Raw genomic sequence first — 16,093 nt, 5'->3', positions numbered from 1 at the left:
ATTTTGTTTAAAGCTGAAAACATTATTTTTTTACCCTAAAACTTCCCGTATTCGCATCAAAAGCAATTAAATCTTCAGGGAATAAGGTGTCGAATGTGCCTTTTGAAATCAGGTTACAAGGTTGGTCTGAAACTACGGCGGCTTCAGTCATCACAATTAATTTGTCACATAGTTGAATGGCTAAATCGATTTCATGTGAGGAAAATAAAATGGTTTTTTGGGTTTCTTTAGCCAGTTTTTGAAGGAGTTTCAAAATATAGGCTTTGTGATACATGTCCAAATGTGTGGTAGGTTCATCTAGAATAATTAAATCGGTATCTTGAGCTAAGGCTCGTGCAATCATCACTTTTTGAAGCTGACCATCACTCAATTCAAAACATTTTTTGTTTATAAGGTTTTCAATTTTAATGTGTGATAGCGCTTCATGAATCTTGGTTTTATCGTTTTCAGAAAAATTACCAATCCAATTGGTATAAGGTTGCCTGCCTAAGGCCACGAGTTCAAAAACGGTTAAGTTTTTAGACGCTAGTTTCTCAGTTAGTACCAGACTTAAAACTTTAGCAAGTTCTAAATTAGAATAGCTGTTTAAATTTTTATCATTTATAGCGATACTTCCAGAGAGTGCAGGTTGTACGTTGGTTATTGAGCGTAAAAGTGTCGATTTTCCAATGCCATTGGCGCCAATTAAGCCTACCAATTCCCCTTTGTGTAACTCAATATTAATGTTTGAAGCGATAATATGATGCTCTTTTTTAGAGGTATAACCAATGGAAAGATCCTCGGCTTTTAAAACGATATGTGTAGCGGGCCTAGTCATTAAAACATCATTTTTCTTTTTCTAACCAATAACCAAATAACCACAGGGGCACCTATTAAAGAGGTAATGGCGTTAATAGGTAAGGTATAATCGCTAGTAGGTAGTTGCGCTATACTATCACAAATTAACATGATTATAGCACCGAATAAAAATACGGCAGGTAATAATATTTTATGATTGGAGGTGCTAAAAACTTGTCTGGTTATATGCGGTATGGCGAGCCCGATAAAAGCAATGGGACCTGCAAAAGCCGTAATGGTTCCCGCTAATAAACTGGTAGAGGTTATAATGAGGAGCCTACTTTTTTTAATGTTTAACCCTAGACTTTTGGCGTAATTTTCGCCCAGTAATAATGAATTTAAACTTTTAATAGCAGCTAAGCTTAAAAGGATGCCTAAAGCATAAAGTGCAAAAAGAATAAGGAGCTCTTGCCAAGATAAATTGCCCAAACTACCAAAGCCCCAAAAGAAATATTGTTGCAATTCTTCGGCCGAACTGAAATAGGATAGGACGTTAACCACTGCAGCCGAAATACTACCAAACATAAGACCAATAATAAGAATGGCCATAGCATCACGAACCTTAGTCGATACAATTAAAACGGTAAGTAACACTAAAAAACTTCCTAACGTGGCAGCTATAACCAAAGTCCATTTTGAGGCTAAAACACCGAGAAGCACCCCGCCAAATAGGGAGGCACCCATGGTAACAATGGCCACACCTAAACTGGCACCAGAAGTAATACCCAATACAAAAGGTCCTGCTAAAGGGTTTCTAAATAAGGTTTGCATCATCAAGCCTGAAACACCCAGACCAGAGCCTACAATCATGGCGGTAAAAGCCTTAGGGAGTCTGTAATTTATAATAATATGATGCCAAGATACATTATCGCTTGTTCCTAAAATGGTTTTAACAATATCTTTATTGGGAATTGAAATAGACCCCAAACTGATATTTATAAAAAAACAAACAATGAGTAGCAGAATAAGTGCTATAAATATGAGTTGATATTTTTTAGGATTTTGCAACTAGTCTAAACGTTTATAAAAGTAGTTTTCGTAATCTTTTAATAAATAAGGATGCGAAATATTGATGATATCTTTTAAAATAAGATCGGGGCGTAGAGGACCTAATTCATAATACAATATGCCACCTTTCGGACCGGTTTTTTTGGTGTACGAGTAAATATTTTTGTTCTTGTAAGCATCAAAATAAGTGTATCCTTTATGACTTTTTTTCATGTCTTCAAGGTTGTAAAAGGACCCGGCACCAATCCATAAATCTGCTTCACGACCACGTTCTAAAACATTCTCGAAGTTGAGATGTATACTACCGTTTGAAAGGTCGTCTTTCCAGATATAATTGGTATTAGCATCTTCGAAATATTTAGCGATATAACTTTTTCCTCCAGGCATATTCCATACATCGTTAAACATGGATCCTGAAATGATAACGGGTTTTTCATTGACCTCCATAGCTAATTTTTTAGCCTCTAAATAATCGGCTTCAATGGATTCAAAAATGGCATTAGCTTCATCTTGTTTGTTGAAAAGCGCTCCCATAAATTTAATCCATTCGGCACGCCCTAGTGGATGTTCTTCTGTCCACGATCCGTCTAAAACCACGGGGTAGCCAAATTTTTCTATTTGGTTTAAAGATTTATTGATTCCGTTTACGGAAAAGGCAATCACTAAGTCTGGCTGCAACTCCAAAAACAGTTCCATATTTATTTCTAAATCGTTATTCAAATCTTTAATATGGCCTTTATCGATAAGGGCTCTAGTTTTCTCTGATGAAATAAATTTGGTTGAAGGGAAACCAACCAAGCGGTCTTCTACATTCAAATATTCCAATGCAGGAATATTGGTTGTAGACATGGCCACAACTTTAGTGATAGGACGTTTAATGATAACTGTAGATTCACGAAATTCAGGGATATCTTCATCGTTATCCACTAAAAGATATCTGAAAGCGTCCTGGCTTCCTGGCCAAGGCGAGGTGACAATAATTTCGGTATAATTTTTATAATTGGTAATGCTAAATCCCTTGGCGTACTTGATGTTTTCAGGTGTTGATACAACTTCTTGATTTGGAGGGGTATTCTTCTTTTCATCCTTGCAAGAAGTTAAAAAAAGGCAGCTAAGGGAAAGTAAAATTAAAAAACGCATGGATTATAATTGAAATTCAAAGGTCATTATTTTTTTTGTATTACGACATACTTAAGTTTACTTTCGAACAAATTAAATAAAATAATATGAGATTTTTGTGTTCATGGAGTGGTGGTAAGGATAGTTGTTACGCCTTTTATAAGGCTACAAAACTTGGTTTTGAGCCAACGGTACTTTTAAATGTTATGAATGAATTTGGAGACAGATCGCGGTCTCACGGTATTCCTAAAGACATCTTACAAGCGCAAGCTGAAGCCTTAGGCTTACCTATCCATTTTTTTAGTAGTACATGGACAGATTATGAGGTTAAATACATTGAAAATTTAAAGAAAATCACCCAGTCTTACCCCATAACTCATGCTGTTTTTGGAGATATTGATATTGAATCGCATAGGGCATGGGAAGAAAAAGTTTCAACTGCAGCAGCGCTAGAGGCTATTTTGCCTTTATGGCAAGGGCATAGAAAACAGTTGGTTTTAGAGATGATTGATGTCGGCATTGAAGCCATTATTGTGTCTTGCAACCAAGAGTTAGGTCCCGATTACCTTGGAAGGACAATGACATCTGATTTAGTAGAAGAGTTGGAAAATAAAGGGATTGATGCCTGTGGCGAAAATGGAGAGTTCCATACCTTGGTGGTTAACGCACCGTTTTTCAAACATAAAATTAATGTTGATATAGAAAGCAAAGCTGTTTCAAGCAACTATAATTTTGCTAATTTGAAACTTATAAGTCAACATCACTAACCAATTTAAAAGACTTACCCTGTAAACGAAGGTGAAACACGTCGCCATAGTTTATTTTTATTTTGAATGAATCTTTTAAAGGGATATCTAAAACGTGTGCAAGAAACGCACGAATTGGACCTGCATGCGATACAATAACGACGTTCTTCTGAGTTTTTAAAATTAATAAGGCTTGAAAAAAAGATCGTACTCGTGAAGCTAGTTCACTGTAAGATTCTCCATTGGGTACGGCGGTGTTCACAAACTCTTGCATCCATGGGTTCATTTCGGTTTCAGGAATGTCGTTCCACGGTTTTAGTTCCCAAGCACCAAAATTGAGTTCCTTCAAGCGGTTGTCTAAAATGACTTGATTGCTTAAGGTGTCCGCCAATTGGGTGCAACGTTTCAACGGACTAGAAAACACGCTGATATTTTCGTTTTGAGGAATTTTAGAAACTACGGTTTCAAATTCAGATTGGAAATTTTCAATTAAATCCAAATCGGTTTGTCCGTAACAAATACCTTTCTCAACTTGTGGCGTGGTGTGTCTAATTAGATAAATTTCCATAAGGCTAAAATACTTAAATAAAAGATAACTTCTGAAAATTGTTGAACTGCTCCTGCACAATCGCCCGTTTGTCCGCCAAGCCATTTTTTAAACTTAGCTGCCAGATACATTTTGGCTAAATAACACGGGATTATGGTTGCGAAAACCCACCATGTTTTGAAAAAAAATAGTGGTAAAACACCAAAAATAGCGCTGCTGGCTAACATACCCATACTCATGCTTTTTGCTGCAGGCTTGGCCTTACTGTCTTCGGTGTCGCGAACGTAGGGATGCGTATAAATAAGGGTCGTGGCTATAAATCGGCTTAGGCTATGTCCCGAAATAATGATGAGCGGAATGAGGTATACCGGCATATCAGTCAGAGCTAAAAATTTAATACCCAAAATTAGGCCTAGTCCTGCGGCACCATAAGTGCCCAATCGAGAATCTTTCATGATGAGTAAGATTTTCTCTTTGGTCCAGCCGCCACCTAATCCGTCGCAAACATCGGCAAAGCCATCTTCATGAAAGGCTCCTGTAGTATATATCGTGGCGACCATACTTAGGGCGATAGCAATTTCAGTAGAAAACACGTAAGAGGCGGCATAGTAAACTAAGGCACCGATAGCCCCTACAATAATGCCGACTAAAGAAAAATATTTGGAACTCTTGGTTAAAAATTCTGGTTCATGATTCACCCACTTCGGACAAGGGATTCGCGTAAAAAACATGATGGCCGTAAGGAATATTTGGAGCTCTCTTTTCATATGTTTATAACTATAGTTTCTTTAATGGGTGCTTCACGATTTTAGTTTTCAGATTCTCCACTAACACCAGCACTTTCAAAGCTAGCCATGTTGTTTAAAAAATCTACGGAAGCTCTTAAAAGCGGAATTGCTAGAGCTGCACCAGTACCTTCTCCTAATCGTAAACCTAGATCTAAAAGAGGTTCAGCCTTTAAAAACGCTAACATATTTTTATGGCCTTTCTCATTGGAGTTATGGGCAAAAACAACATGATCAATCACTTCAGGATTTATCGCTTTAGCGACTAATAGTGCTGAGGTCACAATAAAGCCATCAATAACCACAACCATGTTTAATGCACTGGCTTTTAATATGGCTGCGCAAATCATGGCGATTTCAAATCCGCCGAAAGTCGCCAGAGCTTCTTTAGGGGATTGTGGGGTATATTTTTGAAAAACGCTTTCAAGAATTTCAGCTTTTTTCGAGATTCCTTGGGAGTCTAAACCAGTACCAGAACCCACACAATCTTTAACAGGGTTTTTTGTGAAATAACTCATTAACAAGGCAGCCGATGAGGTATTACTAATACCCATTTCACCAAAACCTATGGTGTTACAACCATTTTTATGAAGGTTTTCAACAATGATTTCAGCCTTTTTGAAAGCTTCTTCGCACTGTTGCAATGTCATGGCTGGCTCATTTTGGTAATTTTTAGTACCAAAATCAATCTTGGCGTCAATAATACCTATTTCGCTATCAAACGTATGATTAACGCCAGCATCAACAACTTTTAAATCGATGTCGTTTGTTTTACTAAAAACATTGATTGCTGCACCGCCGTTTACAAAATTATAAACCATTTGTGCGGTTACTTCCTGCGGAAAAGGATTCACTTCACCTTTGGCAGCAATACCATGGTCTCCAGCAAAAACAACGATGGTTGGATTCGTGATTTTTGGGGTTTCAGTATTTTGAATACAGCCTATTTTAAAGGCTAGATTTTCTAATTTTCCTAAGGCACCAAGCGGTTTTGTTTTAGTGTCTATTTTGTGTTGAAGGGCTTGTTGTAAATCGGTTTTAACCATGATTAATTATTTTAGCGTTAGTGGTATTCCTGAAATCATTACAGTGGCTTTATCGGCGTTTTTGGCAATATGCTGATTCATCCAACCTTGCAATTCGGTGAATTTTCGACCAATTTCGGTTTGGGCATGCACGCCCATACCAATTTCATTGGAAATGATGATAATGGTAGCATCCAAATCTAAAAGTTTGTTGAATTCTACTTTAGCTAATTCTAAAGCTTTTTCAATATCATTTTTTGTGTCGATAAAAAAATTGGTAAGCCACAAGGTCACGCAGTCTATAACAACAACATCTTTTGGGTTGATGTGATTAGCAACTTCTTTTTCCTCTTCAACGGAAGTCCAGCGCTCATCACGATCGGCTTGATGTCTCTCTATGCGTTTTCTGTGATCACCGTCCCAAATTCGTGACGTTGCAATATATTTTGGACTGTTAGAAAATGATAAAGCCAAGTTTTGGGCGTAACTGCTTTTACCTGAACGTTCGCCTCCTGTGATGTAGTAAATCATAATTCGATCTGATGTTAAGTAGCAAAGGTTAAAAACATTTCTTAAACAGGAAAGCTATATTAAAAGTATGTATTTTTGTTTTTTAATATTTGAAAATTATGATTGTTTCTTCTTTTTTACCTGCAGTAACTCAAATGATTTATGACATGGGACTCCAAGATTTGTTGGAGGGAATAACCTTCGAATGCCCTGCCCAAGCTTTAAATGAAAAGACACCTGTTGTAAGATGTGTTTTGGAAGGTAAAAATTATACGAGTAAGGAAATCGATACGTTATTTTCGAATAGTAAAAATAAAGGTGAAAGTTTATACTATGTAGATCAAGAAAAGTTAGAGCAGATTTTACCCGATGTCATTTTTACCCAAGATGTTTGTGAAGTATGCCAAATAGATACCGAATGTACTGCAGCTGCAGTTTCAATGTTGGAAAAAACACCAGAAATTATTGCTATTACACCACAGTCTTTAGATGATGTTTTTGATTCTGTTTTAACAATAGCAAAAGTACTTGGCCAAGAAAAAAAAGGTAAAGCGCATGTTGATGCCTTAATGCAGCGCATAGATGACGTTATTGATATTCAAAGAAAAAATAGATTGCAACCTAAAAGTGTTTTGCTGTTAGAGTGGATAGACCCTTTATTTAATTGCGGGCACTGGATTTCTCATCAAATTGCTTATGCCGGAGGTATTGATATGCTGTCACATCCATCAGGAGATAGTATTGTTATTCCTTGGGATAAAATTGTAAAATATAATCCTGAAGTTTTGGTTATCGCTCCATGTGGCTATACGGTAGCAAGAACATTAGAGGATATGAAGTTTTTGGAAGAAAAGCCAGAATGGAACAGTTTAAGAGCTGTTCAAAATAATCAAGTATACATTGCAGACTTTGATATGTTTACACAACCTTCGGCGAGTACGTTGGTAAATGGTATTGAAAGTTTAGCAAAAATGATTCATCCAGATTACTATAAAACATCACCAGAACTCAGTTCAAAATTTTATAATTATAAGGATCTATTAGTATCCAAATAATAAATAAAATACTATACATTTGCAGCGAATTTTGGTTCGATAGCAAATTTAGTATGCTTCACAATGAATAAGAATACTATCATTATCGATTAAAAGGGAATCTGGTTAAAATCCAGAACTGTTCCCGCAACTGTAAGCTTAGTACCCAATTTATTGGGTATCTCTTTAAAAGAGATTCGTGTTACACTTTAATGTCACTGAGGTATGAGATTGCCAAAGCAAATATAATTTGCTGCGCCATGATAACTTTGGGAAGACCAACACGGAGACGCAAGTCAGGAGACCTGCCATTTTCATAACAAAAAAATAAAACTTTCGGGATAAAGGTTTAGTTATTATGAAAAAAATCTTTTTTAAAACATTATTGTTTTTTGTCTGGTTTCATGGTGTTGCTCAAAACGATAGCCTGGTTAATCGTTTAGGTGAAGTCGTTATTGTATCAGATAGAAAATTAACAAATCATTCAGCAGGTTATAAAGTTGAAACATTAAACGATTCCATAATTGTAAACAATTTAGAATCCTTTAGCGCTTTGTTACGTTTTAATTCTCCTTTATACATTAAAGAATATGGGGCAGGAGGAACTAGTACGGCTAGTTTTAGGGGTACTAGCGCTTCCAACACTGCTGTTATTTGGAATGGTATTAATATTAACTCCATTAACAATGGGCAAACAGGGTTTAATTCTTTAACGGTTAGTTTATTTGATGCTATTGATATTCGAAGTGGCGGTGGAAGTTTAGAATATGGTTCTGGAGCCATAGGTGGTACGATTCATTTGAACGATAATTTGAAATTTTCAAATGATGAGCTTGTCAGTAATCAGTTTATAGCTTCATTGGGGAGTTATGATACTTATAACAGCTTGTATAAATTAAAAGTTTCAAATTCTAAATGGACTATAAACGCAGGACTATCCTATAATCAATCGGAAAATGATTATCCGTTATTAGGTACAGATTATAAAAACACGAATGGCGCATACGAAAACTTGGGTTTTAATGTTAGTGGTTCTTTCTTGCTAACGAAGTTTTCTAAACTAAATTTTTACAGTTCAAACTATTTTGGAGAGCGTTTATTTTCGGGAGAATTACCAAACCCGACGTCTGCTAATGATAAGTATCAAGATATTAATTACCGGAATTTATTGGTATACACTTTCGAAAATAAAAGGTTAAGCCATGAAGCCAAATTGGCTTATTTATTTCAAGAATATAGGTATTTTGATGATAAAGCTTCTGAGACATTCAATTTTGGGTTATCAGATCGGTATTTGTTAAATTATAATGTGAGTTATCGTTTACCCAAGTGGCATGCAACCGTATCTTCTTATTCTGAATATGAATCTGCTTTTGGAAAAACAGATCAAATAACAAAACGAAACAGAAAACAGTTTTCTCAGTCTTTTATTTACGACCAGCATATCAACCGAATCCTATATTTTGATGCTAAAATTAGAAAAGACTTTAACTCCGATTATCAAGTGCCGTTTACGTATGCTTTAGGATTAAAAATAAAACCATTAAATCATTTTTTTATTAGAGCCAATGGGTCTAAAAATTATAGAGTGCCCACTTACAACGATTTATATTGGCCAGGTCAAGGGAACCTAGATTTAATTCCCGAAAGTGCTTTGCAATCAGAAGTGGGAGTGGGGTATAAAAACAACCAGTTTTCAATAGATGTTGGTGCCTTTTATATCCAGGCAAAAGATAAAATTATTTGGACGCCTAATGGCGATGCAAATAGACCAGGCGTTTGGGTGCCAATAAACTTATCGGAAGTCACTAATAAAGGGCTTGAGGTCGTTATGTCTTATAAAAAGAATTTTAATAAGCATCAATTAGTATTAAATGCCAATTATAATTACACCCTTGCCATTGATGGTGCCACCGATCTTCAGGTCATATTTGTACCAAAGAATTTATTTAATGGAAATTTAGGCTACAACTATAGAAGATTCAGTTTTTTTTATCAGCAGTTGTATAATGGTAAAGTGTATACTACAGCAAGTAATTCTGAAGATTTTGTAATACCGCATTACTTTGTTGCTAATACAGGTATAGATTTTAAGCTTTTAAATACTCAAAATCAGCAATTAAAAATGGGGCTTAAGGTAAATAATGTATTTAATAAATACTATGTAACCCAGCCTAGACGCCCGATGCCAAATAGAAACTTTAATTTTAATATAAACTATATTTTTTAAATTATGAAAATCAATAAATTATTATCAGCACTTTTTATTTTTAGTGTTTTACTTTTTAATTCATGTTCTAACGATGATGATGGGAGTGACAACTTACCAAAAGGCGCATACGAAAATGGTATTTTAATTAGCGGTGAAGGTAGCGGAGCTGGAACCGGTTCTGTGTCTTTTGTTTCAGAAGATTTATCGTTTTCTGAAAATTTAATTTTTAAAAAAAATAACAACGATCTTGAACTAGGAACTTTTTTGCAATCTATAGCTTTTAATGATTCTAAAGCGTTTATCGTTGTAGATAATACCAATACCATTACAGTAGTGGACCGATATACTTTTGAATATGAAGGTGAAATTTCAGAAGGTTTATCAGGACCTAGATTTATGACTATTGTTGGAAACAAAGGTTATGTAACGAACTGGGGATCTACTTCGGATGACACTGACGATTTTGTGGCTGTAGTCGATTTAAGTACTTACGCTGTTGAAGGTACAATTAGTGTTGGTAATGGACCTGAAAGAATTATTGCAAAAGACGGGAAGTTATTTGTGTCTCATAAAGGTGCATATACTACTAATAATATTGTTTCGGTTATTGATATAGCAACTGAAAACCTTCAAGAGATTACTGTAAAAGATAATCCTGATGAATTAGAGTTTAACAGTGCAGGTAATTTAGTTGTTTTATCTGAAGGAAGAACCATTTATGATGCCGACTGGAATGTGATTGGTAACACTGAAGGAAGTATTTCTACTATTAATACGAGCTCATTAGAAGTAGATTCAGAGATTGTGTTCGCAGAAGGTGAACATCCTTCATTAATGGTTGTTAATAATGGTGATATTTATTATGCTTCAAATGGAAAAGTGTATACTATTGATGAAAACGCTGGTTCACTATCTACGACATCAATTGTGGAATCTCAAGGTTATTTATATGGATTAGAAGTAGAAAATGATAATATTTATTTGCTTGATGCTAATTTTTCAGATTTAAGTGAATTACATGTTTACGATTTAGGAACTCAAGCTAAAATAGAAACAGTAAGCGTGGCTTTAGGAGCTTCTAAAATATATTTTAATTAATATCATTTAGGTGTAAACCTTACTAATTAGAGGTTTTCTTAAAAGTTAAAACAAACGTCATTCTGTACGCGATATAGAATCTCCTGATATTGAAATTCAATGATTATGAGAATCTGAAATAAATTCAGATGGACGTAAAATAGACTTCTAAGAAAGCCTCTTTTTTATGGTATTAAATCACAATACCAAACACCATATTTTTCCGAATCACTTTTGCAGATGTTATCATCGTCATCATTTGTTTTAGGTCGGTTATATTCTCTTAGCACTTTTTCACCAATGGTAAAGGGGATTGGTTTATTAAAAATAGGTCCGTCGAAGCAAAAGGTGTGAAACTCGCCATTTTCACCGCATGGATCTACGCCTTCTGGTAGGTTAGCAATAAAGTCTTTATCAATTACGGTACCCACAAAGTCTTCGCCAAAATATTTAGAGTTGGCACAAACAATAATGGTTTTAAAACCTAAATCTAAAAATTCATTTAAAAGGGCTTTAGTATCCCGTTTCCAAATAGGAAAAACAGCTTTAAACCCTTGTTTAGCCAATTGATTTTCTCTGTAAACACGTAAATCCTCTAAAAAAATATCGCCAAAAGCACTGTGTGTAAACCCTTCGTTTTTAAGTTGGGTAACCGTTTCTTTCATTTTTTGCTCATAAACTTCCATGCTAGGCATTTCAGGAAGTTCAATAAGTCGCGCAGGAATGTTAATCGCATCAGTTTGAGCTTGTAAAAGTTCTTTTCTTAAGCCATGCATCGATACCCGATTATAATGACTGTTCACGGTAGTGATTAAGGCATCAATCGCGTAATTTTCATCTTGTAATAAATGATATAATGCTAAAGCAGAGTCTTTTCCAGAGCTCCAATTGAAGTAGATTTTATGCGTATTCAAAATTTAAGATTTATTTGAGTATTGAAGATAATGGTTTATTCACATGCATACCTGGTTGCACGGTTTTAAAAGCGTCACTGCTATTAATCATTTCAAGTGGATAGGTTTTAGATGGTGCTTTTTTAGCTATTCCTGTAATGGTGGATAAGGCAGCAGATAGAAGCGGTTCGTTAACATCACCTAAAACCCCCATGTTAGTCACCTGTTCTCCCAATTCAATTGCAGGGGTTAGACCGTTAAAATAATCGGTTTCACCATCTGCATTTAAGGATTTGTAAATAAGGGGTTGCATGGCATAAGTATGTGCTGGATTGGCCCCTTGACGGCCAAAATCTGGAGAGTCATATAAAGTTGTTGATGCTTGATATTTTCCAGCGGTTGTCGTTCCTATTTGAATGACTTGGATGTAGGGCTTTAAACCATTTATCACCAGTTCACTTGCCGAAGCACTTCTACCGGTGGTAAGCACATATACCTTAGAAAGGTTTAAACTATTAAGAGAAGAGCCGTTAAGACTGTTTACAAAACGGTTAATGAGTTGTTCTGGGGCTTCCTGCTCTAAAGTAGCTTGGATTTCAGAATTCCATTGCTCGGTACAGAATATGTCTCCGTTAAACTGTCCTGTAATCATACTAGAAAGTAAAATGGCGCTATTTACCGAGCCACCAGAATTGTAGCGTAAATCTAAAACTAAATCGCTTACACCTGCACTCTTAAAAGTACCAAAAGCTTGATTTAAAGCTTGATTATAAGCGTCGGTTCCCGTGAAGGCATTATACATTAAATAGCCAATTTTTCTTTGGCTTTGTTCTATAACTTTTTGAATATAAACAGGATTTTCATCGTACTGTGTCTTCGTTAGTGAAATACTTTTGTTTATTGGCGTGATGCTATCATCAGAGGTGTCGTCGGTATCATTGGTGTTATACTCACCAAGATCTATGGTGTAGCTTGACTGATTTAATAGCTGTAAATAATTGCCAGTATTAAGACTTGTGCCATCAACCGCATAAAAAATATCACCGCGGGCAACCCCCTTGCTTTGAGCATGGGTATCAGGAAGTACATAAGTAACCACTCCAAAAAGCGACGAGGAAGCACTTGAAAAGCGATACAGCTGAAACTCCATGCCATTGGTGATGCTCACGCCTTGAAAAGATTCTTCTAAAGCAATAAAATCATCCACAATCCAACTAAAGCGATCTACAGTCGGGCGTTCATAAATTAAGCTTTCAAATAGGTCTTCAGGTCTAGAAAATCCATTTAAATAATTAACGTAGGCTTCATTATTTGCAAAACGGTTGTTTGCTAAATCGGGAACATCATCTTTATACAAATAAAAGAGATTCATACCGCTCCATACAAAATCATTTATTTCACTGGTGGTAATAGGTTGATCATCTAAATCTTCAAAACAACTGATGTTTAATAAAGCTATTAGTAATAATAATATGGAGGTTTTTAATGTTTTCATTAATTAATCAATTGTTTCTATTATAGGAATCATTTCCTTTCCAAATGGAGAGAATTCTTTAGTGTTGGCGATAGGTTCAACATCTAATCCCTTAATTTCACTAAGTTTATCATAATTAGTTTTGGCAGTGCCACTGGCAATTAAAGATAATGCTTTTGCTAGGAAAGGTTCGCTTTCATCACCTAGAATACCAAGATTTAAAATGTTTTCTCCTTCAACCTGACTTCCCGAATTTGTTTGATATGTAATGGTGTAGTCGGGAGTTATACCATTGAAATAATCAGACACACCAATGGAATTTACTGCTTTTAATATTATGGGCTGCATTGCGTAGGTATGGTTCGGGTTAATGTCAGTTTTGGAAAAGAAACTTGGAGAATCATATACAGTTATAGACCCTACGTATTTTCCAAAAGTAGTAGTTCCTATTTGCACAACATCAATATAAGGATTAAGACCATTAATAACTAATTCGCTAGATGAAGCTGAATTAGATGTTGTTAAAATATACACTTTGTTAAGATGTAATGAATTAATAGCGGTACCATCATTTAATTTATCTGAAAAACGATTTATTAGAAATTCAGGATCAGTATCTTCCCAATAAGACTGATATTTTGTATTCCATATGTTATGGTAAAAAATGTCGTCTTTAAATTGACCGGTAATCATGCTGCTTAAAGCTAAAGCTGTGCTGCCATGGCCACCCCCGTTATATCGTAAGTCTAATACAAGTTCTGTAACGCCTTGGGCTTTTAAATCTGCAAATTTTGAGTTCAGATTATTTTCAGTAGTATTAATAAATTGGTTCAACATCATGTAGCCTACCTTAATCCCATTGGTTTCAATAACTTTATTAATAAGAATTGGGTCTTCAGAAAAATCTGTTTTTGTTAATGAAACCGATTTGTTAATAGGCATTATAGAACCATTAGAAATCGTTGCCATGCCAAGGCTATAGGTATTGTTTGCTCCAAAGAGTAAATTAACATAATTGTCAATAGTTAATTGTTGGCCATCAACGCTTATAAAAAAATCACCTCTTTTAATGTCCTTTGTTGCTGCATCAGAATTATTGGCAACATATCTTACAACTCCAATAATGTCATTAGAGAAATCATCTATTCTATATAATCTGAAATCTAAACCATTTGAGTTTGAGTTTCCTTGTAGATAGTTTTCAAGGTCGTTGTAGTCTGTTACAATTTCGCTAAATTTATCAACATCACTACGGTTATAAAGCAAGTCTTCAAATAAACTTTCAGGGGAATTGTAAGTGTTAAGAAATTTATAATAATCATCTGTGTTAGAAAACTTGTCATCTGCTAAATTTGGAATTTCATCCTGCCACAAATAAATTTCATTCAAACCCAACCAAACAAAATCATTCACTTCATTTTGTAATACAACAGGACCTTCCTCTTCTGGAGTAGGTAGTTCTTCTTCAGGATCGGGAGTTGGAGGTGTATCTTCTTTGGAGCAGCTAGTAAGTACTATATTGAAGCATAGAATAAAAAATAAAAGTCGAGGGAAGTGTTTTAAAATGTACATAAAGTTTGGTAAATAAAATAGTTGGTAAATAATTAGCTAAATTACTTACAAAATCGAGTAATAAAAAATATAATGTTACTGTTACTTAAAATAATATAGCAAAAGGAAAACTAAATTAGATTTGAATAGAACTAATAAAAGCTGATACTTATTGCTTAAGTTGGAGCTAAATTTGACAGGGAATATTTTTGCTATGTAACAAAACGATCGTTAACTCGTCGTAATAACAGAAAGCATAAAAAAACTGTTTTTTTTGATAACGAAAACCAAAAATGAACCAAAAGGAGTTTTTAGATTTAGTATCACCATTTAAAGATAAGTTGTTTCGTATGGCTAAACGCTTATTGGTTTCTACGGAAGAAGCCGAAGATGCCACCCAAGAGGTTCTTATCAAATTATGGAATAATAAGTCTAAAATCCCAGCCTATAAAAATGTAGAGGCTTTTTCGATGACGATGACTAAAAATTATTGTTATGATAAGTTGAAATCGAAGCAGTCGCAAAACCTAAAAATTGTGCATAGCAATTATGAAGACAAACAGGTTGGGGTTCAAAAGCAAGTGGAGTTGAATGATAGTCTGCATTGGGTTGAAAAAATTATGGAACAACTACCAGAGCAACAACGTTTAATCGTTCAGCTACGGGATATTGAAGCTTACGATTTTGATGAAATTTCTAAAATACTAGATATGAATCCCACAGCAGTACGGGTGGCTTTATCGAGAGCAAGAAAAACAATTAGAGAAAAACTGACTAATACGCATAATTATGGTATTAAATAAGATAGAAAAATTAGTAGAAAAATATGAAAATGGCGAAACTTCTATAGCCGAGGAACAGGAGTTAAAACGTTTTTTTACCGAATCTGATGTTCCCGAACATTTAGAGGTTTATAAATCACTTTTCACCTATTTTTCGGTAAATCAGCAGGAAACTTTTAACAAAGCATTGCCTTTAAAAAAGACACCGGTTATTCCTTATAAATGGCTTACGGCTGTTGCGGCTACGGTAGTATTGCTTTTAGGTTTTTATCTGGGGAATCGAACTAAAAATCAAGACTTAGGTACTTTTAACGATCCTGAGTTGGCCTTTATGGAAGTGTCAAAGTCGTTAGAAATGATTTCAACAAAGTTTAATCAAGGCGCCTCAACAGTAGGTTATTTAGATGAAGTCAATAAAGGGACTTCAACTTTAAATTATCTGAATGAAATGGAAAATGCCACACAAATAATATTTAAAAAAGAGAAAAAATGA

At 35.0% G+C, this 16,093-nt stretch carries 16 protein-coding genes and 1 riboswitch; of the genes, 6 read left to right on the top strand and 10 right to left on the bottom strand.

Annotated elements, in window-relative coordinates:
• Positions 1-22 precede the first annotated feature (22 nt).
• The 3 genes from A6I66_RS09770 to A6I66_RS09760 are packed head-to-tail and all read right to left on the bottom strand — an operon-like array spanning position 23 to position 2,985.
• On the bottom strand, positions 23-817 hold the full coding sequence (locus tag A6I66_RS09770; protein ID WP_067148511.1) for an ABC transporter ATP-binding protein: 795 nt from the start codon (positions 815-817) through the stop codon (positions 23-25).
• On the bottom strand, positions 817-1,845 hold the full coding sequence (locus A6I66_RS09765) for a FecCD family ABC transporter permease (RefSeq protein ID WP_067148508.1): 1,029 nt from the start codon (positions 1,843-1,845) through the stop codon (positions 817-819). The genes A6I66_RS09770 and A6I66_RS09765 overlap by 1 nt, the downstream gene beginning before the upstream one ends.
• Entirely contained in the window at positions 1,846-2,985 is a 1,140-nt protein-coding gene (locus A6I66_RS09760) for an ABC transporter substrate-binding protein (protein WP_067148505.1), read from the bottom strand.
• A gap of 86 nt (positions 2,986-3,071) precedes the next feature.
• Between A6I66_RS09760 and A6I66_RS09755 the strand changes: the two genes are divergently transcribed.
• Positions 3,072-3,731 (top strand): Dph6-related ATP pyrophosphatase, encoded by a 660-nt coding sequence (locus A6I66_RS09755; RefSeq protein ID WP_067148502.1) that lies wholly within the window; start codon positions 3,072-3,074, stop codon positions 3,729-3,731.
• Here A6I66_RS09755 and cobC read toward each other — a convergent pair.
• The 4 genes from cobC to A6I66_RS09735 are packed head-to-tail and all read right to left on the bottom strand — an operon-like array spanning position 3,712 to position 6,598.
• A complete protein-coding gene (gene cobC, locus A6I66_RS09750; protein ID WP_067148499.1) occupies positions 3,712-4,278 on the bottom strand; it encodes an alpha-ribazole phosphatase in 567 nt (188 codons plus the stop codon). The two genes, A6I66_RS09755 and cobC, sit on opposite strands and share 20 nt — an antisense overlap.
• Positions 4,263-5,024: an adenosylcobinamide-GDP ribazoletransferase gene (locus A6I66_RS09745; RefSeq protein WP_067148496.1), complete on the bottom strand. Its 762-nt coding sequence runs from the start codon at positions 5,022-5,024 to the stop codon at positions 4,263-4,265. The genes cobC and A6I66_RS09745 overlap by 16 nt, the downstream gene beginning before the upstream one ends.
• A 41-nt stretch (positions 5,025-5,065) precedes the next feature.
• Positions 5,066-6,088 carry a nicotinate-nucleotide--dimethylbenzimidazole phosphoribosyltransferase gene (gene cobT / locus A6I66_RS09740; RefSeq protein ID WP_067148493.1) on the bottom strand — a complete coding sequence of 341 codons (1,023 nt, stop codon included), beginning with the start codon at positions 6,086-6,088 and terminating at the stop codon, positions 5,066-5,068.
• A gap of 6 nt (positions 6,089-6,094) precedes the next feature.
• A complete protein-coding gene (locus A6I66_RS09735) occupies positions 6,095-6,598 on the bottom strand; it encodes a bifunctional adenosylcobinamide kinase/adenosylcobinamide-phosphate guanylyltransferase (protein ID WP_067148490.1) in 504 nt (167 codons plus the stop codon).
• A 98-nt stretch (positions 6,599-6,696) separates the two neighbouring features.
• Between A6I66_RS09735 and A6I66_RS09730 the strand changes: the two genes are divergently transcribed.
• From A6I66_RS09730 to A6I66_RS09720, 3 genes are all read left to right on the top strand, one after another.
• On the top strand, positions 6,697-7,632 hold the full coding sequence (locus tag A6I66_RS09730; RefSeq protein ID WP_067148487.1) for an ABC transporter substrate-binding protein: 936 nt from the start codon (positions 6,697-6,699) through the stop codon (positions 7,630-7,632).
• 18 nt (positions 7,633-7,650) lie between these two features.
• Positions 7,651-7,938: riboswitch (cobalamin riboswitch) on the top strand.
• 31 nt (positions 7,939-7,969) lie between these two features.
• The gene (locus tag A6I66_RS09725; protein ID WP_067148484.1) at positions 7,970-9,841 is read left to right on the top strand and encodes a TonB-dependent receptor plug domain-containing protein; all 1,872 of its coding nucleotides are present in this window, start codon (positions 7,970-7,972) and stop codon (positions 9,839-9,841) included.
• Between the two features lie 3 nt (positions 9,842-9,844).
• Positions 9,845-10,921, top strand: a complete 1,077-nt coding sequence (locus tag A6I66_RS09720) for a YncE family protein (RefSeq protein WP_067148481.1) — start codon at positions 9,845-9,847, stop codon at positions 10,919-10,921.
• Positions 10,922-11,085: 164 nt separating this feature from the next.
• Here A6I66_RS09720 and A6I66_RS09715 read toward each other — a convergent pair whose 3' ends face one another.
• From A6I66_RS09715 to A6I66_RS09705, 3 genes are read right to left on the bottom strand one after another with little or no spacing between them, the layout of a single operon-like run.
• Positions 11,086-11,814, bottom strand: coding sequence for a Dph6-related ATP pyrophosphatase (locus tag A6I66_RS09715; protein ID WP_067148478.1), 729 nt, complete (start codon positions 11,812-11,814; stop codon positions 11,086-11,088).
• Positions 11,815-11,824: 10 nt separating this feature from the next.
• Positions 11,825-13,288 carry a S41 family peptidase gene (locus A6I66_RS09710; protein ID WP_067148475.1) on the bottom strand — a complete coding sequence of 488 codons (1,464 nt, stop codon included), beginning with the start codon at positions 13,286-13,288 and terminating at the stop codon, positions 11,825-11,827.
• 3 nt (positions 13,289-13,291) lie between these two features.
• Entirely contained in the window at positions 13,292-14,839 is a 1,548-nt protein-coding gene (locus tag A6I66_RS09705) for a S41 family peptidase (RefSeq protein ID WP_067148472.1), read from the bottom strand.
• Positions 14,840-15,111: 272 nt separating this feature from the next.
• Here A6I66_RS09705 and A6I66_RS09700 point away from each other — a divergent pair, with 272 nt between their 5' ends.
• Together A6I66_RS09700 and A6I66_RS09695 are read left to right on the top strand one after the other, a co-directional pair.
• Entirely contained in the window at positions 15,112-15,621 is a 510-nt protein-coding gene (locus A6I66_RS09700; RefSeq protein ID WP_067148469.1) for an RNA polymerase sigma factor, read from the top strand.
• On the top strand, positions 15,608-16,093 hold the full coding sequence (locus A6I66_RS09695) for a hypothetical protein (RefSeq protein WP_067148466.1): 486 nt from the start codon (positions 15,608-15,610) through the stop codon (positions 16,091-16,093). Before A6I66_RS09700 ends, A6I66_RS09695 begins: the two co-directional genes overlap by 14 nt.

The sequence above is a fragment of the Pseudotamlana agarivorans genome (assembly GCF_001642835.1).
Lineage (GTDB): Bacteria > Bacteroidota > Bacteroidia > Flavobacteriales > Flavobacteriaceae > Pseudotamlana > Pseudotamlana agarivorans.
Note: the sequence above shows the minus strand (reverse complement) of the source record. Positions and strands in the feature narration are given on the sequence as shown.

What these genes read in the sequence shown, in the direction of transcription:
- A6I66_RS09705 (WP_067148472.1), bottom strand. Translation starts at nt 14,839, where the DNA reads ATGTACATTTTAAAACACTTCCCTCGACTTTTATTTTTTATTCTATGC.
- A6I66_RS09700 (WP_067148469.1), top strand. Translation starts at nt 15,112, where the DNA reads ATGAACCAAAAGGAGTTTTTAGATTTAGTATCACCATTTAAAGATAAG.
- A6I66_RS09760 (WP_067148505.1), bottom strand. Translation starts at nt 2,985, where the DNA reads ATGCGTTTTTTAATTTTACTTTCCCTTAGCTGCCTTTTTTTAACTTCT.
- A6I66_RS09710 (WP_067148475.1), bottom strand. Translation starts at nt 13,288, where the DNA reads ATGAAAACATTAAAAACCTCCATATTATTATTACTAATAGCTTTATTA.
- A6I66_RS09720 (WP_067148481.1), top strand. Translation starts at nt 9,845, where the DNA reads ATGAAAATCAATAAATTATTATCAGCACTTTTTATTTTTAGTGTTTTA.
- A6I66_RS09730 (WP_067148487.1), top strand. Translation starts at nt 6,697, where the DNA reads ATGATTGTTTCTTCTTTTTTACCTGCAGTAACTCAAATGATTTATGAC.
- A6I66_RS09770 (WP_067148511.1), bottom strand. Translation starts at nt 817, where the DNA reads ATGACTAGGCCCGCTACACATATCGTTTTAAAAGCCGAGGATCTTTCC.
- A6I66_RS09695 (WP_067148466.1), top strand. Translation starts at nt 15,608, where the DNA reads ATGGTATTAAATAAGATAGAAAAATTAGTAGAAAAATATGAAAATGGC.
- cobC (WP_067148499.1), bottom strand. Translation starts at nt 4,278, where the DNA reads ATGGAAATTTATCTAATTAGACACACCACGCCACAAGTTGAGAAAGGT.
- A6I66_RS09755 (WP_067148502.1), top strand. Translation starts at nt 3,072, where the DNA reads ATGAGATTTTTGTGTTCATGGAGTGGTGGTAAGGATAGTTGTTACGCC.
- A6I66_RS09745 (WP_067148496.1), bottom strand. Translation starts at nt 5,024, where the DNA reads ATGAAAAGAGAGCTCCAAATATTCCTTACGGCCATCATGTTTTTTACG.
- cobT (WP_067148493.1), bottom strand. Translation starts at nt 6,088, where the DNA reads ATGGTTAAAACCGATTTACAACAAGCCCTTCAACACAAAATAGACACT.
- A6I66_RS09725 (WP_067148484.1), top strand. Translation starts at nt 7,970, where the DNA reads ATGAAAAAAATCTTTTTTAAAACATTATTGTTTTTTGTCTGGTTTCAT.
- A6I66_RS09735 (WP_067148490.1), bottom strand. Translation starts at nt 6,598, where the DNA reads ATGATTTACTACATCACAGGAGGCGAACGTTCAGGTAAAAGCAGTTAC.